At 59.0% G+C, this 22,288-nt stretch carries 23 protein-coding genes; 13 read left to right on the forward strand and 10 right to left on the reverse strand.

Features of this window, described 5'->3' with window-relative positions; translation table 11 throughout:
• The first annotated feature begins 35 nt into the window (after window positions 1-35).
• Together J0X15_RS17050 and rcdA are read left to right on the forward strand one after the other, a co-directional pair.
• Window positions 36-239, forward strand: coding sequence for a DUF1192 domain-containing protein (locus J0X15_RS17050; protein WP_206943334.1), 204 nt, complete (start codon window positions 36-38; stop codon window positions 237-239).
• Between the two features lie 522 nt (window positions 240-761).
• Window positions 762-1,295: a protease adaptor protein RcdA gene (rcdA, locus tag J0X15_RS17055; protein ID WP_206943336.1), complete on the forward strand. Its 534-nt coding sequence runs from the start codon at window positions 762-764 to the stop codon at window positions 1,293-1,295.
• Between the two features lie 137 nt (window positions 1,296-1,432).
• Here the strand turns inward: rcdA and J0X15_RS17060 are convergent, their stop codons facing one another.
• The gene (locus J0X15_RS17060; protein ID WP_206943344.1) at window positions 1,433-2,044 is read right to left on the reverse strand and encodes a hemerythrin domain-containing protein; all 612 of its coding nucleotides are present in this window, start codon (window positions 2,042-2,044) and stop codon (window positions 1,433-1,435) included.
• Between the two features lie 133 nt (window positions 2,045-2,177).
• The gene (gene rpmE, locus J0X15_RS17065; RefSeq protein WP_206943346.1) at window positions 2,178-2,402 is read right to left on the reverse strand and encodes a 50S ribosomal protein L31; all 225 of its coding nucleotides are present in this window, start codon (window positions 2,400-2,402) and stop codon (window positions 2,178-2,180) included.
• Window positions 2,403-2,621: 219 nt separating this feature from the next.
• On the opposite strand from rpmE, the gene J0X15_RS17070 reads away from it, so the two are divergent.
• A complete protein-coding gene (locus J0X15_RS17070; RefSeq protein WP_206943354.1) occupies window positions 2,622-4,457 on the forward strand; it encodes an ABC transporter transmembrane domain-containing protein in 1,836 nt (611 codons plus the stop codon).
• Between the two features lie 16 nt (window positions 4,458-4,473).
• Here J0X15_RS17070 and J0X15_RS17075 read toward each other — a convergent pair whose 3' ends face one another.
• From J0X15_RS17075 to J0X15_RS17085, 3 genes are all read right to left on the reverse strand, one after another.
• Complete coding sequence (locus J0X15_RS17075; protein ID WP_206943357.1) at window positions 4,474-6,051, reverse strand: sigma-54-dependent transcriptional regulator; 1,578 nt, start codon at window positions 6,049-6,051, stop codon at window positions 4,474-4,476.
• Between the two features lie 144 nt (window positions 6,052-6,195).
• Window positions 6,196-7,035, reverse strand: a complete 840-nt coding sequence (locus tag J0X15_RS17080) for a DUF1206 domain-containing protein (RefSeq protein ID WP_206943359.1) — start codon at window positions 7,033-7,035, stop codon at window positions 6,196-6,198.
• Window positions 7,028-7,720, reverse strand: coding sequence for a phosphatase PAP2 family protein (locus J0X15_RS17085; protein ID WP_206943361.1), 693 nt, complete (start codon window positions 7,718-7,720; stop codon window positions 7,028-7,030). Before J0X15_RS17085 ends, J0X15_RS17080 begins: the two co-directional genes overlap by 8 nt.
• 186 nt (window positions 7,721-7,906) lie before the next feature.
• Between J0X15_RS17085 and J0X15_RS17090 the strand changes: the two genes are divergently transcribed.
• From J0X15_RS17090 to rluA, 8 genes are all read left to right on the forward strand, one after another.
• Window positions 7,907-9,781 carry a M3 family oligoendopeptidase gene (locus tag J0X15_RS17090; RefSeq protein WP_206943363.1) on the forward strand — a complete coding sequence of 625 codons (1,875 nt, stop codon included), beginning with the start codon at window positions 7,907-7,909 and terminating at the stop codon, window positions 9,779-9,781.
• 120 nt (window positions 9,782-9,901) lie between these two features.
• Entirely contained in the window at window positions 9,902-10,843 is a 942-nt protein-coding gene (locus J0X15_RS17095; protein WP_206943365.1) for a heme-dependent oxidative N-demethylase family protein, read from the forward strand.
• 127 nt (window positions 10,844-10,970) lie between these two features.
• A complete protein-coding gene (locus J0X15_RS17100; RefSeq protein ID WP_206943367.1) occupies window positions 10,971-12,344 on the forward strand; it encodes an ABC1 kinase family protein in 1,374 nt (457 codons plus the stop codon).
• 120 nt (window positions 12,345-12,464) lie between these two features.
• Window positions 12,465-12,746, forward strand: coding sequence for an aa3-type cytochrome c oxidase subunit IV (locus J0X15_RS17105; RefSeq protein WP_206943377.1), 282 nt, complete (start codon window positions 12,465-12,467; stop codon window positions 12,744-12,746).
• 85 nt (window positions 12,747-12,831) lie between these two features.
• Window positions 12,832-14,022 carry a Re/Si-specific NAD(P)(+) transhydrogenase subunit alpha gene (locus J0X15_RS17110; protein WP_206943387.1) on the forward strand — a complete coding sequence of 397 codons (1,191 nt, stop codon included), beginning with the start codon at window positions 12,832-12,834 and terminating at the stop codon, window positions 14,020-14,022.
• On the forward strand, window positions 14,019-14,483 hold the full coding sequence (locus J0X15_RS17115; RefSeq protein WP_206943390.1) for a proton-translocating transhydrogenase family protein: 465 nt from the start codon (window positions 14,019-14,021) through the stop codon (window positions 14,481-14,483). Before J0X15_RS17110 ends, J0X15_RS17115 begins: the two co-directional genes overlap by 4 nt.
• A gap of 12 nt (window positions 14,484-14,495) precedes the next feature.
• A complete protein-coding gene (locus J0X15_RS17120) occupies window positions 14,496-15,890 on the forward strand; it encodes an NAD(P)(+) transhydrogenase (Re/Si-specific) subunit beta (protein WP_206943392.1) in 1,395 nt (464 codons plus the stop codon).
• Between the two features lie 86 nt (window positions 15,891-15,976).
• The gene (gene rluA / locus J0X15_RS17125) at window positions 15,977-16,657 is read left to right on the forward strand and encodes a bifunctional tRNA pseudouridine(32) synthase/23S rRNA pseudouridine(746) synthase RluA (protein WP_206943394.1); all 681 of its coding nucleotides are present in this window, start codon (window positions 15,977-15,979) and stop codon (window positions 16,655-16,657) included.
• Between the two features lie 13 nt (window positions 16,658-16,670).
• Here rluA and J0X15_RS17130 read toward each other — a convergent pair whose 3' ends face one another.
• A complete protein-coding gene (locus tag J0X15_RS17130; RefSeq protein ID WP_209015418.1) occupies window positions 16,671-17,573 on the reverse strand; it encodes a tetratricopeptide repeat protein in 903 nt (300 codons plus the stop codon).
• Window positions 17,574-17,744: 171 nt separating this feature from the next.
• Window positions 17,745-17,972 carry a 30S ribosomal protein S21 gene (gene rpsU, locus J0X15_RS17135; RefSeq protein WP_206943396.1) on the reverse strand — a complete coding sequence of 76 codons (228 nt, stop codon included), beginning with the start codon at window positions 17,970-17,972 and terminating at the stop codon, window positions 17,745-17,747.
• Window positions 17,973-18,303: 331 nt separating this feature from the next.
• On the opposite strand from rpsU, the gene J0X15_RS17140 reads away from it, so the two are divergent.
• A complete protein-coding gene (locus J0X15_RS17140; protein WP_209015419.1) occupies window positions 18,304-19,692 on the forward strand; it encodes an MATE family efflux transporter in 1,389 nt (462 codons plus the stop codon).
• A gap of 42 nt (window positions 19,693-19,734) precedes the next feature.
• On the opposite strand, the gene J0X15_RS17145 is transcribed toward J0X15_RS17140, so the two are convergent.
• The 3 genes from J0X15_RS17145 to J0X15_RS17155 all read right to left on the reverse strand — a co-directional run bounded on the left by J0X15_RS17145 (window position 19,735) and on the right by J0X15_RS17155 (window position 21,683).
• Complete coding sequence (locus J0X15_RS17145) at window positions 19,735-20,826, reverse strand: 5-(carboxyamino)imidazole ribonucleotide synthase (protein WP_206943398.1); 1,092 nt, start codon at window positions 20,824-20,826, stop codon at window positions 19,735-19,737.
• A gap of 52 nt (window positions 20,827-20,878) precedes the next feature.
• Complete coding sequence (gene purE / locus J0X15_RS17150) at window positions 20,879-21,340, reverse strand: 5-(carboxyamino)imidazole ribonucleotide mutase (protein WP_206943641.1); 462 nt, start codon at window positions 21,338-21,340, stop codon at window positions 20,879-20,881.
• A gap of 136 nt (window positions 21,341-21,476) precedes the next feature.
• On the reverse strand, window positions 21,477-21,683 hold the full coding sequence (locus tag J0X15_RS17155; RefSeq protein WP_206943400.1) for a YdcH family protein: 207 nt from the start codon (window positions 21,681-21,683) through the stop codon (window positions 21,477-21,479).
• A gap of 277 nt (window positions 21,684-21,960) precedes the next feature.
• Here J0X15_RS17155 and J0X15_RS17160 point away from each other — a divergent pair, with 277 nt between their 5' ends.
• Complete coding sequence (locus tag J0X15_RS17160) at window positions 21,961-22,140, forward strand: YdcH family protein (protein ID WP_206943401.1); 180 nt, start codon at window positions 21,961-21,963, stop codon at window positions 22,138-22,140.
• Window positions 22,141-22,288 lie beyond the last annotated feature (148 nt).

Below are 22,288 nucleotides of genomic sequence, written 5' to 3' on the forward strand. Positions count from 1 at the left end.
CAAGCCAGGCGACACGGCAGAAGGAAACGAAACAGATGACAGACGATAATCTGAGCACCCGTCCTTCTCTCATTTTAGGCACCATTCTGGTCGGAGAGGACCTGGAAAACTTGTCGGAAGAGGAGCTGACGCAGCGGATCGAAGCGCTTGAGGCGGAAATTGAGCGCACGCAACAGAGCTTGGGCCATAAGAAGGGCGTCCGTGCAAATGCTGATGCTATATTCGGAACTAAGCTGTGATTAATCACAGTCGACAACTTAACAGACCCGTGACGATTACATAGGTACTTCTATGTAATTTGAATAAAATTTTACGTATTTACCTTGTGTTAAGCATTTCAAACGATATTAACCGTTGTCCAGAGTTTCTGGATTCTGAGTGGCTCCTGTCCACTCTGTTTGACGCCTCCCTGTTAAAGACTTCGAGCCGCGCATGACGCGGCTCTTTTTTTTGCCTCCATCCCGATATAACAATATAGATCATCCGCTGAACGGGCCACCTCCCTGAGAGGTTTGCTGATGACCGGCGTGCGGGAGATCATCTCCGGATATTCCGGACGGGATCTGAGATTAGGTCCGCCGCATGAGCGGACCGGTAATCGACCTTCCTTTGGATACCGAAGGCCGTAACTGGCACGTTGATTGCAAATTAACCGGGCAAGATCACCGCCTGTTCCAAATTGAGACATCGCATCATGCAGTGTCCCAATCCCGGACCTCAGGCAGAGGCAGACGAGTAGGCAGTAGAAGGTGTTTAGACCCATGACCGACGAGATCAACCCGAAGACCGGCGACTTGGAAACAGTATTTTTCGCCAACCGACTGGCTGCCTCCGACAATTTCCAGTCGCTTTTCCAGGAAGGCATGGCTCTGGTTGAAGAAACCGCGCTGTACCTCGATGGCGAAGGACGGGCCGAGTCCAAGCTTCTGGGCCGCCCGACATCGCTGGCCTACGCGACAGAATCCATGCGCCTGACCACACGCCTGATGCAGCTGGCCTCCTGGCTTTTGCTTCAACGCGCTGTAAATGAAGGTGAAATGTCGAAAGAACAGGCTGGAAGCGAAAAGAACCGCGTCCGCCTCGACAAACTTTCCAGCGCCACTGAAAGCGTTGTCTGGGACGATCTTCCGGAAAGCCTTCGTGCACTGATCACCCGCTCCATTCGCCTGCAGAAGCGCGTCGTCCACCTGGACAAGATGCTCTACGCTGTTGAAGAGGAAGTTCTGGACGCTCAGGGGAATCCCGTAGTGGCACAGCTGAACCAACTGCGTGCCGCTTTCGGACAGGCGGGCTGAGACGCCACACTTCGCCTGAACGGCACACTTTAAAATGACAGCACCTTTTCAAGCCGTCTCTGACGCTCTCTCCGAGCCTCTCAGAGCGGCTTTTCTTTTATCTGCTGAGAACCAAGCCTCAGCGCCCGAAAAGCCGCTCACAGCGCGTTATAGACACCCAGAGCTTCTTCCAGTTCCGTCTCCTCGTAACTGAAGTGGGACCGAACCACCTTCAGCAGGACGCGAAAGACTTCTTTCGCATCGCTGAACGTATCGCTGCCGGGCTGCTCCACAAGATTTGCAGCGGCCTGCCCGAGCTTTTCAAGCAGAGCGTGCACCACCTTGTGCTCCTCTTGCAGCCTTTGCACGACGGCCCTCAGGCCATCGTTGCCGGCAGCCTCCAGGATCGGGAAGACCTGAGCTTCCTCGATGTTGTGATGCATGGTCAGCACATAACATTCGCGTCCGCACAGCGTGCCGAACTGGCGATAGTTCTGCGTCAGATCGAGCCCCTCGACCGTCTGGGCCAGATCCAGCGCCGACGCTTCTCCGCGCTCGACACTTTCCAGAAGTTGCCCAACGGTATCCAGATCATCGAGATACATCCGATGGATCATCGCCAGATGCCGGCCATGTGCCCGGTGCTCCGGACGCGCGCCCTCAATCGGCAGCAGCTTCGGACGCGTCGCCTCATCCAGGGTGAGCTCTGCCAGTGCAGGATCTTGCCCCGACACTGGGGTAAACGGAGGCTGCGTGGTGTTTCCGGACATCAAATCCCTCATCTGGCATGGCGTTAACAGCGACATTGGCAGACTGACATCCACCGTCTTGGTTTGAAAATAAAAAAACCCGGCCACAAGGACCGGGTTTTCTTTAAAACAGAGAGCGATAGCTCCGGGTCGATTAGGAACCCAGGAAGCCAGCGAACTTGTTCTTGAAGCGGGATACACGACCACCACGGTCCATGATCTGACGGTCGCCACCGGTCCATGCCGGGTGCGAGGTCGGGTCGATGTCCAGGGTCAGTGTGTCGCCTTCAGCACCGTATGTGGAACGGGTGAGGTATTCGGTACCATCGGTCATGACAACCTTGATGGAGTGGTAATCGGGATGAATATCCGCTTTCATGGCCGGTCCTTTCAGGCACCTGATCCGGGCCCGCCATGCGAAGCACGTCCCTGAGGTGCAAACGATACAAAGGGGCCGCCGATCCATGATGGATGCAGCCCCGGAAACATGAGGCGGTCGTATACCCTATCGATCCGGTAGTGACAAGTGCCGGAAAAGGATTCCTTACACCAATTTATCTCTTGGTTTTTCGCCGCCCCTCCCCCAAGTCTTAGCACCATGAGTGACGTTTCAACATCCCCGGATCGCAACGGCCCTGCAACAACGGCCGAACCCCTTGTCAACGAAGCGGAAAACCGGCGCAAACGTGCCAATCTTGCGCCGCTTGCACGACTGTTGCCCTTCCTGAAGCGCTACAAGCTGAAGGTTCTGGCAGCTATCGCCGCCTTGTTTGCGGCTGCAGGCGCCACGTTGGTCCTCCCCTCAGCCATTCGACAAATGATCGATCAGGGCTTTGACAGCGATAATTCGCAGCTGATTCAATCGTATTTTCTGGTTCTCATTGCCGTGGTTGCCGCCCTCTCGGTGGCAAGTGCCTTGCGATACTTCCTCGTCATGTGGATTGGCGAACGGGTGGTAGCCGATCTGCGCCGCGCTGCTTTCGACCATATCGTCGGGCTCGATGCATCGTTTTATGACGGCGCACGCTCTGGAGAAATCCTCTCGCGCCTGACCGCCGATACCACCCAGATCAAGTCCGCCTTCGGAGCCAGCGCCTCGATTGCCATGCGCAATCTGATCATGAGCTTCGGCGCCACCGTCATGATGGTGATCACCAGTCCGCATCTGTCACTGATCGTGCTGGCCGCCATTCCGGTGATTTTGGTGCCCCTGCTGACCTTTGCCCGTGGCGTCCGCAAACGTTCGCGCATGGCCCAGGACACGCTGGCCAACGCCATCGCCTATGCCTCCGAGATCCTTTCCAACATCCGCAGTTTGCAGGCTTTCACGCACGAACGGCACGCCAGCGAGCGCTTCGGCAGCGCCGTTGAGGAAAGCTTCTCCGCCGCCAGACGCATGACCGCAGCCCGGGCGATCCTGACAGCCTTTGCGATCTTCGTCATCGGCTGCAGTGTGGTGATCGTTCTTTGGATCGGCGCCAATAGGGTGATGGCCGGAACCATGACCGGCGGCGAGCTGAGCCAGTTCCTGCTCTATTCCGTTCTGGCCGCGGGCTCCCTCGCCGGTCTGTCCGAAGTCTGGGGGGAATTGTCTCTGGCCGCAGGCGCCGCCGAACGGCTTTCTGAGCTGCTGGATATAGAACCCTCCATCACCGCACCACAGAACGCCCAATCCGTTCTACATTCGAATGCTGTCGAGCTGGGCTTTGAAAACGTCTCTTTCGCCTATGAAGCGGCCAATGCGCTGCCGGCACTGACGGATATCTCGCTCAAGGTGCGCCCAGGCGAGACAGTGGCCCTGGTCGGCCCCTCAGGTGCGGGCAAGTCGACCTTGTTTCATTTGCTGCTGCGCTATTACGACCCGACGTCCGGCGCCCTGACCCTTAACGGCACGGACCTACGGCAGCTCGATCCGCGTGAATTGCGAACCCACATGGCTCTGGTCCCTCAGGAAACAGCGATCTTTGCGGCAACGATTGCCGATAACATTGCCTTCTCCAAGCCAGAGGCGAGCCGTGAAGAAATCATCGTCGCCGCCAAGGCCGCGTCTGCCCATGATTTCATCTCTGCCATGACCGAGGGCTACGACACGCTGGTCGGGGAACGTGGGATCACCCTGTCAGGCGGCCAGAAGCAACGCCTCGCGATTGCGCGGGCGATCCTGAAGGACGCGCCGATACTATTGCTGGATGAAGCCACCAGCGCTCTCGATGCAGAAAGTGAACGCGCCGTGCAGGACGCTCTGGACGAGCTGATGCAGGACCGCACCACCCTGGTGATTGCCCACAGGCTGGCAACCGTCCTGAAGGCCGACCGTATCATCGTTCTGGAGAGCGGCCGTATTCTGGAAGAAGGCACGCATCAGCAGCTGCTGGCCAAGGGTGGACTCTACGCCAATCTGGCCAGACTGCAGTTCGATCAACCACTGGCGTAAGACGCCAACCTGATACTCAGGCGGCGTCTTCCTTGCCGTTCGTGCCCTCTTCCAGGCCGTATTCCTTGAGCTTGCGGTAGAGGGTTGAACGACCGATTCCCAAGCGCTTGGCAACTTCGGTCATACGACCGGAGTAATGGTCGATGGCCAAGCGGATCAGTTCCTCTTCCATCGTCACCAGCTTGCGCACGTGTCCATCATTATCGAGGGACCGCATGAAGCCGAAGGGCGCTGCATGACGGAAGGCTTCCTGGTTCACCGGCGGCGGGGTCATGGCCTGCGAAGCCGGCTGTGGTGCCGGGCGGGTGTGTACCTCGGCATGCGATGGAGCAGCTCGTGCCACCGGTTCCGCGGGAGCAACCGACAAACCGGAGTGCACATGCCCCGGAACCACGCGGTCGACAGCCGCTGCAACCTGCGGAAAATCGTCAATCGTCAATGCCGGACCATCACACAGGACAACCGCACGGAAGATGGTGTTTTGCAGTTGACGGATATTGCCCGGCCAACGGTAAGACTGCAGCAGATCCAGGGCATCAGGCGCAATGCCGGAGACCTGGGGCTTGCCCTCCTCAGCGGCAAAGCGCGCCAGGAAGTGGCGGGAGAGTATCGGAATATCTTCCGGGCGGTCGCGCAGCGGCGGGATCCAGATCGGAAAGACATTCAGACGGTAATAAAGGTCTTCGCGGAAAGCGCCTTCCTTGACCTGATCGACCAGACGACGATTCGTCGCCGAGATCAGCCGGAAGTCGACCTTCACCGGACGGCGGCCACCGATCGGATCGATTTCGCCTTCCTGCAGAGCTCGCAGCAACTTCACTTGCACGTCGGACGGAAGTTCGCCAACCTCATCCAGAAACAGCGTACCGCCATGGGCTTCCTGAAACTTGCCGACATGCTTGTCGACCGCACCCGTAAACGCGCCCTTCTCGTGGCCGAAGAGAATTGATTCCACCAGATTATCGGGGATGGCACCGCAGTTGACGGTGACCAACGGCTTGGACTTGCGTTCGCTCGACCCCTGAATCGCGCTGGCGATCAGCTCCTTGCCGACACCGCTTTCCCCTTCAATGAGGATCGGAATGTTGGAAGAGGCAGCCCGGCGACCCAGATTGATCACCCGTTCCATGCCGGGAGACCGGGTTACGATGTCGTCGAACGTCAGTGTGCCGGACGCCTGCTTGCGGAAGCGGGTGATTTCACCTTCCAGCGCGGACACCTTCAGCAGGTTCCGGATCGAGACATCCAGTCGCTCAGCGCTGAGCGGTTTCACCACGAAATCCTGAGCACCCGCGTTCATGGCACTGACAACCGTGTCGATCCCGCCATGAGCCGTTTGAACGATCACCGGCGTGCCGATCTTGCGCCGACGCAATTCGGTCAAAACGCCGATGCCGTCCAGTTCCGGCATCACCATATCCAGAATGATCAGATCGATATCGGCAGCCTCGGGGCCCGTCATGATGGCCACGGCTTCCGCACCATGCTCGGCTAGTTTCGACCGGTGACCGAATTTCTTCACCGCCTCCTGCAGGAGCCTGCGTTGGATCGGATCATCATCGACGATGAGAATTTTGCCAATGGCTGGCTGCATTTAGGCCACTTCCTACGGATTCAGTGTGTCAATTCGGGCCAGTGTGGTCTCGAATGGGTAAACAAATCATCCAGCGGCTTGCTAAAAACGTCGGCAAAAAGGGCGCGTATGCACGTCCCTCCACCCCCTGTCCACAACAGATCGTCAGGTGAAATCCGGTGTCGAAATTCGGCGCCAACGGGATTCAGCAAGAGAATACAAGGCAAAGGCAACCAGCCCGAGGCCGATGCCGCCCAACAGCCACTGTCCGTAAGGCAGTTCTGAAAAATAGTGCAACACATGCTTCAGCCCCGGCTGTGCATCCCCGGCACTGTCTTCCTTGCGATTGAGAAAGCGCAGAACCAGGAGCCAGGAGATCGTCGCGAAGATCAGCCCACGAGCGCTCAGCCCAATGATGGAAATGGGGCGGATGATTCGCATCGCCTGTTCATCGGCTTTGAAATATTGCTCATAAGTACCCGCAAACGCCTTCCACCAGTGCGACAAGGCAACGCCGGCAATGACAATCGCCATTCCCAGGCTGATGGTCTGGATGGAGAAGAAGCCGTTCAGGCTCCGCACGACAGATCCGGCCGCCCCGCCTTCACTGCCATCAGAGTGAATCGAGAAAACCAGCGATGCCGCATAGAGCGCCAGAGTGGAGTAAGACAGCGCGGAGACGAAAAGTGCCAACCGGATGAACACACCCCGTACCCCCAGACCATGATCGTCCGGATCAAAGAAGGCCTGCACGAGGCGCCAGAAGACATAGCTCGCCAGCCCGATGACCAACAGCCCGACAAGCGCTTCGCCGAAGGGTTGCTCAAGCAGGGTGCGTATGGCGCCTTTGGTGTCCGTCTTGCTGGCCGCGCTGAAGGCTGCCAGAAACGTCAGGCACCCCAGGATGATGTAGACAATACCCCGTGCGGCATAGCCGGCACGGGCCGCCACAGCGATCCACCTCGGTTGCTCGAAAGACGGCAATTTTTCAATTGTATCAGACATCGGATTCGCCAAGATCTGCCCCCATTCCACCCTTGCTGACACGCAGCGACAGATAATGTGCAATGAGCCAGCTTGCCCCGGCCCACGCGCCGCCAAGGCACCAGCCGGCAAAGACATCGCTGGGCCAGTGAACCCCGAGATAAACCCGGCTGGTTCCGACCAATGCGGTCAGCAAAACCGCACACCCCAGCAGGTAGCGTCGCGCCAGCGTGTTGTTGATGAAACGGATCGCGACCGCGGCCAAGGTGAGATAGGTCATGGCAGAAATCAGCGCATGGCCACTGGGGAAGCTGTAGGTGAAGGTGGTGTCCATATGCTCCACCACATCTGGGCGCGCGCGTTCAAACAGCAGCTTCAACACGGACGAGACAATGGCTCCACCGGAGATCGCCACGCCGATGAAGACGATTGCCAGCGTGTGCCGGTAGATCGCCAGCACACCAGCGGCAATCAGCGAGAACAACAGGATGACCGAATAGCTGCCAAGCGCGGTGATCTCACCGGCCGCCTCCTCAAACCAGGGAGGACCCCAGGCATCATTGATGTCGGCAGTGCTTCGAAACCACTCCAGGACTGCCAGGTCAAAGGCTTCCACTCTGCCGGTTTCGACGAGCAGCACATCCGCCACAAAAAGCGCAAGTGCTACGATGACGCCGGTCGAAACGGCCCGGACCTCGTTTTCCATGGGATTTTGCATAGATCGTCAACGGCCTCATATGTCACCGGTTCCCACGCCTCGCGCAGGTTTCTACGGAAAAGCATTTGCCTGATGCTTGTACCGCCTCGTAAACATGCCACATTCGACGCCATGAATGGACACAAGTTGGCGGCCTTCATGCCCCGACACCAGAACAAACCATGAGGTGATCCCATGATCCCAAGCAACCCGTATCTTTCCGCTCGCCTGTCCGGCGCTCTCCTCAGCGCAACCTCAGACGCCTCATCAGCAGCGAGCAAGGATCTCGGTGCGTTGCCTCAGTGGGATCTGACCGATCTTTATGCCTCAATCGACGCGCCGGAAGTGAAAGCCGATCTTGCAGAAGGCATCGAGAAGTCGAAGGCTTTCGAAACGGCAAACAAGGGCAAACTGGCAGATTTCGCCAAGTCCGACGTCGCTTCGCTGGTTGCCGCGATCAAGGCCTATGAGGAACTGGAAGATTCACTCGGCAAGCTGATCTCTTTTGCCGGGCTCGCCTATGCAGGCGCCACCACCGATCCCAAGGTGCAGAAGTTTTATGGCGATGTGCAGGAACAGATCACCGTTGCCAGCTCGCACCTGCTGTTCTTCACGCTGGAAATGAACCGCATCGAGGACGCGGACATCGATGCAGCGCTTGCCAATCCGGATCTTGCCTACTACCGCCCCTGGCTGGAAGATCTGCGCAAGGACAAACCCTACCAGCTGGAAGATCGGGTCGAGCAGCTCTTTCACGAGAAATCCATCACCGGCCGTGCGGCCTGGAATCGTCTTTTCGACGAGACCATGGCGTCGCTGCGCTTCGAAGTCGAAGGCGTCACGGGAACTCTGCCGCTCGAGTCCACCTTGAACCTGCTTCAGGACGTCGATCCGACCAAGCGTGCCAAGGCCGCCGAAGCGTTGAACAAGACATTCACCGAGAACCTCAGCCTCTTCACTCTGGTGACCAACACACTGGCCAAGGACAAGGAAATCTCCGACCGCTGGCGCAAGTTCTCAGACATTGCCGACAGCCGCCACCTCGGCAATAGGGTCGAGCGGGAAGTCGTCGATGCGATGGTCGCCTCCGTGCGCGAATCCTATCCGCGCCTGTCGCACCGCTATTATGCGATGAAGGCCAGATGGCTCGGCATGGAAAAGATGAACTTCTGGGATCGCAATGCACCCCTGCCAAAGGCTGACGGGCGAGTCATCCCGTGGAACGAAGCCAAGGACACCGTGCTCACCGCCTACGCCGGCTTTTCGCCGGAAATGGCCGAGATTGCCGAACGGTTCTTTGATCGCAACTGGATTGATGCGCCGGCGCGTCAGGGCAAGGCTCCAGGGGCCTTTGCCCACCCGACCGTGCCCAGCGCTCACCCTTATGTTCTCGTGAATTACCTCGGCAAGACCCGCGACGTGATGACCCTGGCGCATGAACTGGGCCATGGTGTGCATCAGGTGTTGGCGGGAGAAAACGGCCCGCTGATGGCACCGACTCCGCTGACTTTGGCTGAAACGGCCAGCGTCTTCGGCGAAATGCTGACCTTCCAGTCGTTGCTGAAAAAGGCCGAAACCCCGCAACAGCGCAAGATCATGCTCGCCTCCAAGGCCGAAGACATGCTCAACACAGTAGTGCGCCAGATCGCCTTCTACACATTCGAGCGTCAGGTCCACACCGAACGTCGGGAAGGCGAGCTGACATCGGAACGCCTTGGGCAGATCTGGCTCGACGTGCAGAAGGAAAGCCTCGGACCGTCAATCGAGATGAACCCGGGCTACGAGAACTTCTGGACCTATATTCCGCACTTCATCCACTCGCCCTTCTACGTCTATGCCTATGCCTTTGGCGACTGCCTGGTGAACTCGCTCTACGCTGTCTATCAGGACGCAGAAGAAGGCTTCCAGGAGAAATACTTCGACCTGCTGAAGGCCGGAGGCACCAAGCATCACTCCGAGCTGCTGGCCCCCTTCGGTCTGGACGCCAGCGATCCCGAGTTCTGGAAGAAGGGCCTTTCGGTGATTGAAGCCATCATCGATGAGCTGGAAGAGCTCGAAGCCGCCGAATAAACTCTGACAAGGGGCTGGCCTCAGCATTTTGCCGGCTGGCCCCTTGTGAGCGCGAACGCTGCGGCGCCAGAGTTTCCCAATCGAACTCTGCTCCGGACCGCTTTGGGGATCTTGTAGACCATGTCTGTTCTCACATCCGCGCCTGCGCCCTCCCCACCGTTTCTGCACACACCTTATGACGGCTCCAAGCAGCCATTTTCAGTCGGCCTGGAACCGACGACAGAAGCGCAATGGCTTGAGCCGGACACCTTTCTTGTCCAGCACCTGACCTACAAGAAGCAGCTTCTGGAAAGCCGCCGGCACAAAGTCGTCCAGGCGGAGCCCGATACCGAGGCCGCGCAGCAGGAAATCCATGATCTGATCCTATCGCATCTGCGCGTTCACCAGCCCTCCTACGCGACACGCAACGGCACAATCGTTCCTCCCGGCTTGTCAGCTGCGGATGTCCAACCCATGCCGGGTGATCCGCCGTTGGTCGTCGCTGCACGTCTTGTGCAGGAAGATCTGGTGCTGATGCGCAAGGGACCGGAGGGCTACCGCCTTGCGGCTGCCTGCCTCTGCTTTCCGTCGTCCTGGTCGCTGCTGGAAAAATTCCGCAAGTCGATGCACGACATCCACGTCGGTGTGCCGGGCTTCAACGGCACGCGTCTGGGCAACGTCGTAGCGCGGATTTTTGACAACCTGAAGCCAACCCAGCTGGTTGCCCGCTTCAACTGGTCGATCTACGATGACGATGATCTCCATCATCCCGAGCCAAAGCAGATCGATCCGCAACTGACCGGCGATGGCGGTGCCAGCCTTGCAGGTCTGTTCATCCGCGTGGAACGCCAGACCCTGCGCCGACTGCCCGGATCCGGCGACATTCTCTTCACCATCAAGATCCACCACGACCCGCTGGAGCTTTTGAACAGCCATCCCAATGGCGGCAACTGGGCGGCTGGGCTACGCCAACAGCTGTTGGGTCTTGATGAACATCAGCTGTCCTACAAGGGGCTGTCCCAGCACCGGGCCACGCTCGCCCAGGCCCTGCAGGATCTGGCCTCGGCTCCCGCGACCAGCTGAACCTCGCTCATTCTCCCAAGAGCCATTGCCTCGACCGCGACGAAGTGGTCACTGGTCTTTACCTCGAGCCTGCCTACATCTGCAGGAGAGCATCGCTGCACCGCACGTACCGGAGAATAACGCCACCATGTCACGAGACCGGGAAAGCAATCGCCTGACGGCCCGCGTTGGCCGCTACGCCAAAGTCGGCACCAACATGGGAGGCATCGCCGCCAAGATGGCCGGCTCCCGGTTGCTGGGCAAGGATCTGGACAATCTCAAGAGCGCGCAGGAGATCGCCGATGCGCTGGGCGGCCTGAAAGGCCCGTTGATGAAAGTCGCACAGCTGCTGTCGACCGTGCCGGATCTGCTGCCGCCTGAATATGCCGCCGAACTGGCCAAGCTTCAGGCGAGTGCGCCACCGATGGGCTGGGCCTTCGTCAAACGCCGGATGCGAGCCGAACTCGGACCCGATTGGCAATCCAAGTTCATGGACTTCGGCAAGGATCCAGCCGCCGCGGCCTCCCTGGGTCAGGTACACAAGGCGACGACACTGGAGGGGCATAAAATCGCCTGCAAGCTGCAGTACCCCGATATGGCATCTGCAGTCGAGGCGGACCTGCAACAGCTGCAGTGGCTGGTTTCACTGCATAGGCGCATTCAAAATGCCATCGACAGCCGCGAGATCGCCAAGGAGATCGCCGCCCGGGTGCGCGAGGAACTGGATTACAAGCGCGAGGCCGCCAACATCGCCGCCTATCAGCAAATGCTGGCCCATCGTCCTGACATTCGCATCCCTGAAACCCTGCCTGAGCTCTCCACCCGACGGCTTCTCACAATGGGATGGCTGGAAGGTGAGCCGATCCTGCACTTCAAGGAACATCCCCTAGAAGACCGCAATCGTCTGGCGGAAACCATGTTCCACGCCTGGTGGCATCCGTTTTCACACTACGGCATGATCCACGGCGATCCGCATCTGGGAAACTACACCGTCTTCACCGATGACAGCGGCAAGCACCCCGCCGGGATCAACCTGCTGGACTACGGCTGCATTCGCATCTTCCCCGAGCAATTCGTCGGCGGCGTTGTCGACCTCTACATGGGGCTGCTGGAGGGCGATGAGGACCGTGTCGTCCATGCCTATGAAACCTGGGGTTACAGGGGTCTTACCCGCGAAACCATCGACGTCCTGAACATCTGGGCCCGTTTCATTTATGGCCCCTTGCTGACCGACCGCGTCCGACCGATTGCAGAAGGCATCAGTGCAGCCGACTATGGACGCAAAGAAGCTTTTCAGGTTCACAAGGGGTTGAAGGAGCTCGGGCCGGTGACCATCCCCCAGGAATTCGTCTTCATGGACCGGGCAGCAATAGGTCTCGGATCGGTCTTTCTGCACCTGCGGGCAGAGCTCAATTTCTTCAGGCTTTTCAACGAACAAATCGAAAATTTCACAGCCGAAAAAGTCGCAAGCCGACAGCAGGCCGTTTTGGCGTCAGCGGGGCACGCTCAGCTCTCCGCTTGAGCAGCATGACGATCCTCATAAAGCCTGTTTCACGCGACTGTTCGTGAAATGGCGCATTGCCCCCGGACACCCGTTTATTGTAAAGACCCTAAGGAACGCGTTTTATTACCGGGGGAATATATGTCCGACAACTCCGCACCTTCCATGGACTATCCGTCCCACGAACGGACTTACGAAGGTTTCATCAACTTTTCCAAGATCGGCACCATCCATGTGCTGACAATCGTGCTGTGCCTGATCATGTTCGCTTTCGGCGGAACAGCAGCGCATGTCTTTGGTTGGTTGATGCTCATCGCCAACATCGTCGCCACTGCCGTTGGCATGGCGATTGGTGAAAAGGGCTGGATTCCGGCCGCCGGCGTATTCTTCCTGTCTGGGGCTCTTGCAATCCTGATGGTTTAAAGACCATGCGGTCTTGAAGAAATGATAGTGCGCTCTTCGAATTGAGGATTATCGGAGAGCGCATTTTTCCAAGGGGAGGAAATCTATGAAAATCGCAGTGCCGCGCGAAACCGCGGCGGCTGAATCGCGTGTTGCGGCAACGCCAGACACCGTCAAGCGCCTTGTTGCCCAAGGCGCGACTGTCGTCATCGAGACGGCCGCTGGCAAGACCGCCATGATTCCCGACGCCGACTATCAAGCCTTCGGAGCCCAGATCGCTCCGGATCGCACCGCCACGTTGAAAGATGCAGACGTCGTTCTGACCGTTCGTCGGCCGAACGCCGACACCTTGGCAGACATGGCGTCCGGCACCTTGTTGATCGGCTCTCTGGATCCGTTCGGACACGAGGCCGAAATCGCCGCAATCGCCAAGCAGGGCGTCAGCGCCTTTTCCATGGAATTCATGCCGCGCATCACCCGCGCTCAGAGCATGGACGTCCTCTCCTCCCAGGCAAACCTCGCCGGCTATCAGGCCGTCATCGAGGCTGCGACCGCCTATGGCCGCGCCATGCCGATGATGATGACCGCAGCCGGCACCGTTCCCGCCGCACGTGTCTTTATCATGGGCGCTGGTGTTGCCGGGCTTCAGGCCATCGCCACAGCGCGCCGCCTTGGCGCCGTTGTGACCGCAACAGACGTCCGCCCCGCTGCCAAGGAACAAGTGGAATCACTCGGCGCAAAGTTCATCGCCGTCGAGGATGACGAGTTCAAGCAGGCAGAAACCTCGGGCGGTTACGCCAAGGAAATGTCCGAGGACTACCGCAAGAAGCAGGCCGAGCTGGTCGCAAGCCATATCGCCAAGCAGGACATCGTCATCACCACCGCCCTGATCCCTGGCCGCCCGGCACCCAAGCTGGTCAACAGCGCCATGCTCTCCAGCATGAAACCAGGCTCCGTCGTCGTCGATCTGGCAGCTGAGCGCGGTGGCAACGTCGAGGGTACGGTTCCCGGTGAAGTCGCCACTGTCAGTGACGTCACCGTAATCGGCTACGAGAACATGGCTGGCCGCATTCCGGCCTCCGCTTCTGCACTCTACGCCAAGAACCTGTTCACTTTCCTGGAAACGATGATCGACAAGGAAAGCAAGACGCTCAAGCCCAACTGGGATGACGAGTTGCTCAAGGCCACCTGCCTGACCCGCGATGGCGCTGTCGTGCATCCGGCGTTTGCGCCCAAGCAGCCGGAAACGCCGGTGATGGTCGCTGCCGGCAAGGAAAATGAAGGAGCGAGCGCATGAGCGACGTGACCCAACAGGCAGATGCCCTGGAAAGAGCCCAGGCTGCCGTCCAGGCCGCCGGTGAAGCCGCCGAGGGCGCCCGTGAAGCATCTGCTGCTGCGGCATCCTATCTGGACCAGCTCGCAGGTTTGGCGACCCAGGCAACAGGTGCGACCGGAGGCGTCGACCCCTTCGTTTTCCTCTTCTCCGTGTTCATCATGGCGATCTTTGTCGGCTACTACGTGGTCTGGTCGGTGACCCCTGCCCTGCACACTCCGCTGATGGCTGTTACCAACGCCATTTCCTCCGTGATCATCGTCGGAGCACTGCTTGCAGTCGGTGTCGACCTCGCCTCTGGCGACGGCGCCATCTGGGCGAAGATCTTCGGGTTTATTGCGCTCGTACTGGCCAGCGTCAACATCTTCGGCGGGTTCATGGTGACCAGCCGGATGCTCGCCATGTACAAGAAAAAGCAGCGATAGGAGGGCCATACCATGTCTGCCAATGTGACGGCACTTCTTTACCTCGCCTCGGGCGTCCTGTTCATCATGGCCCTGCGCGGCCTGTCCAGCCCGGAAACCTCCCGCAAGGGCAATCTCTACGGCATGGTCGGCATGACCATTGCCGTTCTGACAACGCTTGCCGCAGCTGACCTGAGCTTCGGGGCCTTCGTCCTGATCCTGCTGGGCCTCGGCATCGGCGGCGGTATCGGTGCGGTGATTGCCAAGCGCATTCCGATGACGGCCATGCCTCAGCTTGTTGCCGCCTTCCACTCGCTGGTCGGCCTGGCTGCCGTCTTCGTTGCAGCGGGCGCTCTTTATGCCCCCGCAGCCTTCGGCATCGGCGAACCTGGCGATATCCACGCTTCGGCGCTGGTTGAAGCCGCTCTTGGCGCTGCCATTGGTGCGATCACCTTCACCGGATCGATCATCGCCTTCTTGAAGCTCGACGGCCGCATGTCCGGCAAGCCGATCATGTTGCCGGGCAGGCACATGATCAACCTGGGCCTGGCCGTTCTGGTTGTCGTCCTGATCGCAGGTCTGGTGGCCACCGAGAGCACCTTCCTGTTCTGGCTGATCGTGCTGGCGGCCTTCGCTTTCGGCGTGCTGATCATCGTCCCGATCGGCGGCGCGGACATGCCGGTGGTTGTATCCATGCTCAACTCCTATTCCGGATGGGCAGCAGCCGGCATCGGCTTCACCCTCGGCAACATGGCCTTGATTATCACAGGCGCCCTCGTCGGGTCGTCCGGCGCGATCCTGTCCTACATCATGTGCAAGGGCATGAACCGCTCGTTCATCTCCGTCATTCTTGGTGGCTTTGGCGGAGACACAGCAACCAGCAGCGGCGGTAGCGAAGATGATCGCCCGGTCAAGCAGGGTGCTGCCGACGATGCAGCCTTTATCATGAAGAACGCCTCCAAGGTCATCATCGTGCCCGGATACGGCATGGCGGTGGCTCAGGCCCAGCATGCCCTGCGCGAGCTGGCCGATGTGCTGAAGGAAGAAGGCGTCGAGGTCAAATACGCCATTCACCCGGTGGCCGGGCGTATGCCAGGACACATGAATGTGCTGCTGGCGGAAGCCAACGTGCCTTATGACGAAGTCTTCGAGCTGGAAGACATCAACTCGGAGTTCGCACAGGCCGACGTGGTCTATGTGATCGGCGCGAATGATGTGACCAACCCGGCAGCCCGTGATGATCCGCAGTCGCCGATTTACGGCATGCCGATCCTCGACGTCGACAAGGCCGGGACAGTGCTCTTCGTCAAGCGTGGCATGAGCTCCGGCTATGCCGGCATCCAGAACGAGTTGTTCTTCATGGACCGCACGATGATGCTCTTCGGCGATGCCAAGAAGATGACCGAGGACATCATCAAGGCGCTGTAAGGCACCAACCGATCCAGCATGAAAAAGGCGCGGTGCCATCTGGCCCCGCGCCTTTTGTTTTTACGCCACTGCGCTATAAGCCCCGCATGACCGTGACCTCTGCCACAGCCACTGCCCCGTTTGTCTACGATCCGCCGATGGAGCCCTTTCTGGAGGTGCTGCACCAGGACGACGATCTGTTGCTGGTGATCAAGCCGAGCGGACTGCTCAGCGTTCCCGGCAAGGCGGCCGAGCACAAGGATTGTCTGGAAGCGCGCGCTCAGGCGATTTATCCGCAGGCCCGCATTGTTCACCGGCTGGATATGGACACGTCGGGCGTCATGGTGTTGGCAATGACCCCGGCAGCGCACCGCCACCTTGGCCTGCAATTCGAGCGACGTCACACCAAGAAGACCTATCTGGCGCGCGTCTGGGGCCAGCTGGAACACGACAGCGGTGAGATTGATTTGCCGTTGCGCTGCGACTGGCCCAATCGCCCAAAACAGATGGTCTGCTTTGAACTGGGCCGCAAAGCTCTTACCCGCTACCAGGTGATCGAACGCGACGACGCGACAACGCGGGTTCGGCTATTTCCCGAAACCGGCAGATCCCATCAACTACGTGTCCATATGCTGAGTTTAGGTCACCCGATCATTGGTGACAGATTTTATGCAGATGACGAAGCGCTGCAGGCAGCCCAGAGACTGCAGCTCCATGCTGAAAGCCTGAGCCTCTATCATCCCAATGGGGGAGAGTGGCTGACCTTCGAAGCCCCCACTCCCTTTTAAAAACTGAGAAGATTTAACCGCGACGGCTGTCCATTCGGCGCAGGCCTTCTTTCGCCAGCGTATTGCTGGGATCAAGAACCGACGCCTTCTGGTAATTACGGCGCGCGTCCTTGAACTTGCCCTGAAGCTCCAACGCAACACCCCGATTGGCCCAGGCCACGGACGATTCCTTGTCCAGGTTCAGAGCCACCGTCAGATCTTCCAGAGCTGCGCCCGAATCATTCAGCGCCAGATAAGAGATCCCGCGCGCGACGTAAGGTTCGGAGGCATTCGGGTTCAAGCCGATGGCAGTGGCAAAATCCTCGACAGCGCGCTGATGCTGGTTCTGCGCCTGATGGATAAGGCCGCGATTGTAAAACGCCCGTGCGTTGGAAGAGTTCTGCGCAATCACCCGATTGAAATCGGCCAAAGCTGCGCCGTACTGCCCCAGACCGCGATAGGTGTTGCCGCGACCGACCAGAGCAGTTTCATAATCCGGTTTCAGGTTAAGCGCGCGATTGTAATCCGCAATAGCCGCCTGATCCTGGTTGAGACGCCGGTAGACCAGCGCCCGGTTGGCGTAGGTTTGGTAGGAATTCGGGTCGAGCTGCAGGGCCGCGTTGAAATCGCCGATGGCCTCGTCCAGCTTGCCGGCCTGACCATAGGCAATGCCGCGTGTGGTGTAGGCGCCAGCGTCGCGTGGATTGGCCTCGATAACGGCAGAAAGGCTCTTGATGTTCTCGGAAGATCCAGCAGCCCGGTCAACTGGCACGCCTTCATAAATTCCGCCACCGGTCTGGCAGGCTCCCAGAGCCAACAAACCCAGAAACGCCAATGTCATCCGCGTCATCTGTTTGCCCTGATCGTTCTGCTGCACTGCCATGATCGCAATTTGCCTCGCCTGTCCGCCAAAATCCCGCCACGTGGGAAACCCCATAATGGCCCTATTCCCTACCGTTGGCTATTGAAGACCACCACGGATTGCAAGCACGAAGAGCCGACTGAGCATTCAGCCGGCCCCCCAAATCTTTGAAAACCCACATTCTGATCCGGTCAGCAGCAGTTTGAAACCGGATGAAAGGGGCCGTGAACCAACAGCAGAAACGCCTTAGCGGCGTGCTGTGTGACCTGATGCCAGGCCTTCACGCTGCGCTGCCTTGCGTGCCAGCTTGCGTGCCCGGCGAACAGCTTCGGCCTTCTCGCGAACCTTCTTTTCAGATGGCTTCTCGAAATGACCGCGCAGCTTCATCTCCCGGAAGACGCCTTCACGCTGCAATTTTTTCTTCAGCACCCGAAGCGCCTGATCGACGTTGTTGTCGCGAACCAGAACCTGCACTGGTGTATATCCCGCTCTGTAGCGACCTCGAAAAATCGAGCCGCAATCGTTTCCAAAAAGAAGAAGAGGAGCGACCGGCCGGAACCGATTTATGGCGACCACCCCATCGTGCGCGGGGTCATAGCAGAAGCCAAAAAACTTGTCCACAGGCAAAAACCGCGCGTTTCCCTCAGTCCCCTGCACTTATTCCTGCCACAGCTGCCGCGAGCCAACTGACCGGCAAATGGTAGACGTTGCCAGCAAACCCAGATAGACGAACAGACACAAAGGGCGACAGGGATCCGCAGCATTTTCCGCCTGATCCGGCCCTCCATCCAGAAGGGGCCATTCCGTGGCGCGCACCACCGACCCACAAGCCGTGACGCCCTGGGGACGTCTCTGGCAAAGTGACATCCGTCCGACCCTTGCTCTGGGCCTGCCGCTGGCCGGCGCTCAGCTGGCACAGATGGCGATCAACACGACTGACGTCCTGATGATCGGTCGGCTCGGAGCCGAAAAGCTCGCAGGCTCGGTTCTGGCCTTCAATATGTTCATGGTCACATGGTTCTTCGGAATGGGGTTGATCCAGGCTGTGATCCCGCTTGGTGCCAAGGCCCGTGGCCGCCGCGAGACCCGCGAGTTTCGGCGCATTGTGCGCATGGGTCTTTGGATTTCAGTGCTCTACTGCCTGCCTGCCTGGTGCGCCATGCTGTTTGCCGAAGAGATCCTCATCGCCCTCGGCCAGCAGCCCGAGATCGCCCGCCTTGCCGGCGAATACATGATCGTCCTGCAGTGGAGCCTGCTCCCGGCGCTGATGATCATGGCGCTTCGCGGCTTCCTGACCGTGATGGAAAAATCCCGTGTCGTGCTGATTGCCACCATCTGCGGCGCGCTTGTCAATGCCCTCCTCGACTATGCGCTGATTTTTGGGGCTTTCGGCTTGCCACGCCTGGAACTGGTCGGCGCAGGCATTGCATCGGTCTTCTCATCGGCCACCACGGCCGCCGTCCTGCTGTATTATGTCACTCATCAGAGGCAGTTGAAGCGCTACGCCATTCTCGGGCGCATCTGGCGTTCAGACTGGACCACCTTCTTCCGGATCATCCGTGTCGGCACTCCCATCGCCATCACGATTGTCGCCGAAGCCGCGCTGTTTGCCGCCTCGGCGATTCTGATCGGCTGGACCGGTGCCTTGCCGCTGGCAGCCCACGGCATTGCGCTGCAGATTGCCTCGCTGACCTTCATGGTTCCCGTCGGCCTCAGTCAGGCTGCCCTGACCCGCGTCGGTCTCGCTGCCGGGCGCAATGACAATGCCGCCATTGGACGTGCCGGCTGGTCCGCCTTTGGCATCACGCTCATGTTCATGACGTCCTTTGCGCTGCTGTTCTGGACCGTGCCCGAGGCCATCATTTCGCTTTACCTGGATTTCGACAATCCGCAGTCGGGCGAAGTCCTGGCACTCGCCGTGTCCTTCCTGGCAGTCGCAGCTCTGTTCCAGATCGCCGACGGTGCGCAGATCATCGGCGTCAACAACCTGCGCGGCCTCGGCGACACGGCGGTCCCCCTCGCCTACGCGCTGGTCGGCTATTGGGTGATCGGCATCAGCCTCTCGCTCGGACTGGGAATTTATCTGGAATGGGGCGGCGTTGGGGTCTGGAGTGGACTTGCGGGCGGTCTGGCAACCGTCGCAGTGCTGGCCAACATCCGCTTTATCCGTCGACAATCCCTTGGGCTGGTCTAGCGCCCGAGGACCTTCTTGTGCGCCTGGCTGCCCCGCATTGGGTCAGCTCTTTGGGAAAATCCGGTTGACGTGCCCCATCTTGCGACCAGGGCGGGCTTCCGCCTTGCCATAAAGATGCAGCCGCGCGTTCGGCTCACTCAGAATCTTCGCCCAATTTTCGCATTCATCGCCGATGAGGTTTTCCATCACCACGTCGGAGTGGCGCACAGCTGAGCCAAGCTGCCATCCCGCGACCGCACGCATGTGCTGCTCGAACTGCGATGTCAGGCAGGCGTCTTGCGTCCAGTGACCCGAGTTATGAACGCGTGGCGCAATCTCATTGACCAGAAGCCGCTCAGCCGAGCCCTCGCCGCAAAGGAACAACTCCACCCCCAGCACACCGACATAATCGAGCGCCGAGGCGATCTTCACCGCCACGTCACGCGCGACAGCCGCCGTCGCCGCAGAGACATTTGCCGGCACGGTCGATGTTTTCAGAATGTGGTTCTCGTGCAGGTTCTCGGCGATGTCATAGACTTCGCAGGTGCCTTTCACATCGCGTCCGACGATGACCGAGACTTCACGCTGAAAGCCAATCAGCCTTTCCAGCACAGCCGGGGCATTCTTCAGGCTGTCCAGCGCCCCGTCAGCATCGCCCTCAGCCCGGATCATCACCTGACCCTTGCCGTCATAGCCAAAGCGACGGGTTTTCAGCACACCCTGACCGGCAAAGGCTTCCAGCGCCGCCGTCAGATCTGCCTCACTGTCGATACGGGCAAAGTCTGCGATTTCCACACCGGCGGAGCGCAGGAACTCTTTTTCAGCCAACCGGTCTTGCGCCACTTCCAGCGCCTTCACGCCCGGGCGCACCGCCACCCTGGCGTTCAAATGATCCGCAGTCGGCCCTGGAACATTCTCGAACTCATAGGTGATCGCCTGACACTGCGATGCAAAGGCATCGAGTGCCGCCACATCATCGTAGGGAGCGACCGAATAGGCATTTGCGACTTCGAAGGCCGGAGAATTCGGATCCGGACAGTAGATATGAGACTTCAGTCCTAGGCTTGCCCCGGCCAGCGCCATCATCCGCCCCAACTGTCCGCCGCCCAGAATGCCGATGGTGTCACCGGGACGAAGTTGGGTCGTTGCACTCATGTGGGGGCCTTTCGAAGGTCAGTTGCGTTTGGGGTAAACTTGGAAAACGAGGTCAGTCGTCAGACGGGCGTTCAGCCACGGCTGCGGTCCGGTTGGTTCGGTAGGCATCGAGAGACGCTTCGATCTTTGTGTCCATCAGCGCCAGAACAGCTGCGGCCAGAAGACCAGCGTTGGTGGCACCTGCTTTGCCAATGGCCAAAGTGCCCACTGGGATGCCGCCTGGCATCTGAACGATGGAGAGCAAGCTGTCTTCGCCAGAAAGCGCTCGACTTTCAACCGGCACGCCAAATACCGGCAGCGGCGTCAGGGCAGCGGTCATGCCCGGTAGATGCGCCGCACCGCCGGCACCGGCGATGATCACCTTGAAGCCTTCACTCTTGGCCGATTTGGCAAATTCATACATGCGCTCAGGGGTTCTGTGGGCGGAGACGATGCGCACATCGTGGCTGACACCCAGTTCGTCCAGAACATCAGCTGCATGTTTCATGGTCGTCCAGTCGGACTGACTTCCCATGATGATTGCTACATCCTTGCCCGCCACGTGTGACCCCCGTTCGATTGAATTCTTCAGTCATTTTTGAAGGCGCGGAGTATAGGCAGACGCGCCGGGCACGCAAGGTCTGCCCGGGATTTATTGCTCATGCGCGTTTTCAGGCGCTAATATCGGGAAAAAGCTGGTCTTCCAGCGCGACGATACGGTCCTTGATCGCCAGTTTCTTTTTCTTCAATCGCTGCATTTGCAGGGCGTCGGCATTTCCAGCCAGGGACAAGGCCTGCACGGCAGCATCAAGATCGCGATGCTCCTGCCTCAGCTGCGCCAGCTCCACCCTCAATTCCTGATCGTCACTATCGCCCATCAATGCTCTCTCTTGCCCAATTTCCTCAGACTGTATCCGCTTGCAAAATTACGCGCCCAAAGCCATGCCACAGCAAGCCCCTCCGCGCAATTGACAAGCATGCACATCAAGACAACACGTCGGTTTTTTAGTGTCCGGTTTATGGTCACGAAAGGTTATTTTCTTGAAGTTCCGTTTAGGTGGCGAATATTTCGCCGATAGGGCTTTGAACGGATCGACAGGTCCTTTTCCCTATGGCAGTCTTTTCGTGTTGAGGCCAACCAACAGGAGGCATTTTATGAACCTGCCATCGCATCTCGCCGAGCTCCAGCGCCGTCATTCGGACCTTGAACGCCAGATCTCCGACGCACTCCTGCACCCGAGTACCGACTCCCTGGAGTTGGCCAACATGAAGCGCAAAAAACTCAAGTTGAAAGACGAGATTGAGCGAATACGACAGGATGTAACCCTTCATTGATGAAGCGTTAGCAGGCCCGATGATCGATCCTTCATCGACAGGCCGCCCATAAAGGTTTTGAAAGCGCCGGGAATTCCCTCGGCGCTTTCTTTTTTGCCCGCCCAGGCCGACACGTGCCGATCAGAAATCCGGTTCGAAACGCCGGTCA

Source organism: Roseibium limicola (assembly GCF_017313085.1).
In the GTDB taxonomy this organism is placed as follows: domain Bacteria; phylum Pseudomonadota; class Alphaproteobacteria; order Rhizobiales; family Stappiaceae; genus Roseibium; species Roseibium limicola.

Excerpts from the sequence above, each read along its gene's own strand:
- J0X15_RS17050 (WP_206943334.1), top strand. The coding sequence starts at position 36 with ATGACAGACGATAATCTGAGCACCCGTCCTTCTCTCATTTTAGGCACC.
- rcdA (WP_206943336.1), top strand. The coding sequence starts at position 762 with ATGACCGACGAGATCAACCCGAAGACCGGCGACTTGGAAACAGTATTT.
- J0X15_RS17060 (WP_206943344.1), bottom strand. The coding sequence starts at position 2,044 with ATGTCCGGAAACACCACGCAGCCTCCGTTTACCCCAGTGTCGGGGCAA.
- rpmE (WP_206943346.1), bottom strand. The coding sequence starts at position 2,402 with ATGAAAGCGGATATTCATCCCGATTACCACTCCATCAAGGTTGTCATG.
- J0X15_RS17070 (WP_206943354.1), top strand. The coding sequence starts at position 2,622 with ATGAGTGACGTTTCAACATCCCCGGATCGCAACGGCCCTGCAACAACG.
- J0X15_RS17075 (WP_206943357.1), bottom strand. The coding sequence starts at position 6,051 with ATGCAGCCAGCCATTGGCAAAATTCTCATCGTCGATGATGATCCGATC.
- J0X15_RS17080 (WP_206943359.1), bottom strand. The coding sequence starts at position 7,035 with ATGTCTGATACAATTGAAAAATTGCCGTCTTTCGAGCAACCGAGGTGG.
- J0X15_RS17085 (WP_206943361.1), bottom strand. The coding sequence starts at position 7,720 with ATGGAAAACGAGGTCCGGGCCGTTTCGACCGGCGTCATCGTAGCACTT.
- J0X15_RS17090 (WP_206943363.1), top strand. The coding sequence starts at position 7,907 with ATGATCCCAAGCAACCCGTATCTTTCCGCTCGCCTGTCCGGCGCTCTC.
- J0X15_RS17095 (WP_206943365.1), top strand. The coding sequence starts at position 9,902 with ATGTCTGTTCTCACATCCGCGCCTGCGCCCTCCCCACCGTTTCTGCAC.
- J0X15_RS17100 (WP_206943367.1), top strand. The coding sequence starts at position 10,971 with ATGTCACGAGACCGGGAAAGCAATCGCCTGACGGCCCGCGTTGGCCGC.
- J0X15_RS17105 (WP_206943377.1), top strand. The coding sequence starts at position 12,465 with ATGTCCGACAACTCCGCACCTTCCATGGACTATCCGTCCCACGAACGG.
- J0X15_RS17110 (WP_206943387.1), top strand. The coding sequence starts at position 12,832 with ATGAAAATCGCAGTGCCGCGCGAAACCGCGGCGGCTGAATCGCGTGTT.
- J0X15_RS17115 (WP_206943390.1), top strand. The coding sequence starts at position 14,019 with ATGAGCGACGTGACCCAACAGGCAGATGCCCTGGAAAGAGCCCAGGCT.
- J0X15_RS17120 (WP_206943392.1), top strand. The coding sequence starts at position 14,496 with ATGTCTGCCAATGTGACGGCACTTCTTTACCTCGCCTCGGGCGTCCTG.
- rluA (WP_206943394.1), top strand. The coding sequence starts at position 15,977 with ATGACCGTGACCTCTGCCACAGCCACTGCCCCGTTTGTCTACGATCCG.
- J0X15_RS17130 (WP_209015418.1), bottom strand. The coding sequence starts at position 17,573 with ATGGGGTTTCCCACGTGGCGGGATTTTGGCGGACAGGCGAGGCAAATT.
- J0X15_RS17145 (WP_206943398.1), bottom strand. The coding sequence starts at position 20,826 with ATGAGTGCAACGACCCAACTTCGTCCCGGTGACACCATCGGCATTCTG.
- purE (WP_206943641.1), bottom strand. The coding sequence starts at position 21,340 with ATGGGAAGTCAGTCCGACTGGACGACCATGAAACATGCAGCTGATGTT.
- J0X15_RS17155 (WP_206943400.1), bottom strand. The coding sequence starts at position 21,683 with ATGGGCGATAGTGACGATCAGGAATTGAGGGTGGAGCTGGCGCAGCTG.
- J0X15_RS17160 (WP_206943401.1), top strand. The coding sequence starts at position 21,961 with ATGAACCTGCCATCGCATCTCGCCGAGCTCCAGCGCCGTCATTCGGAC.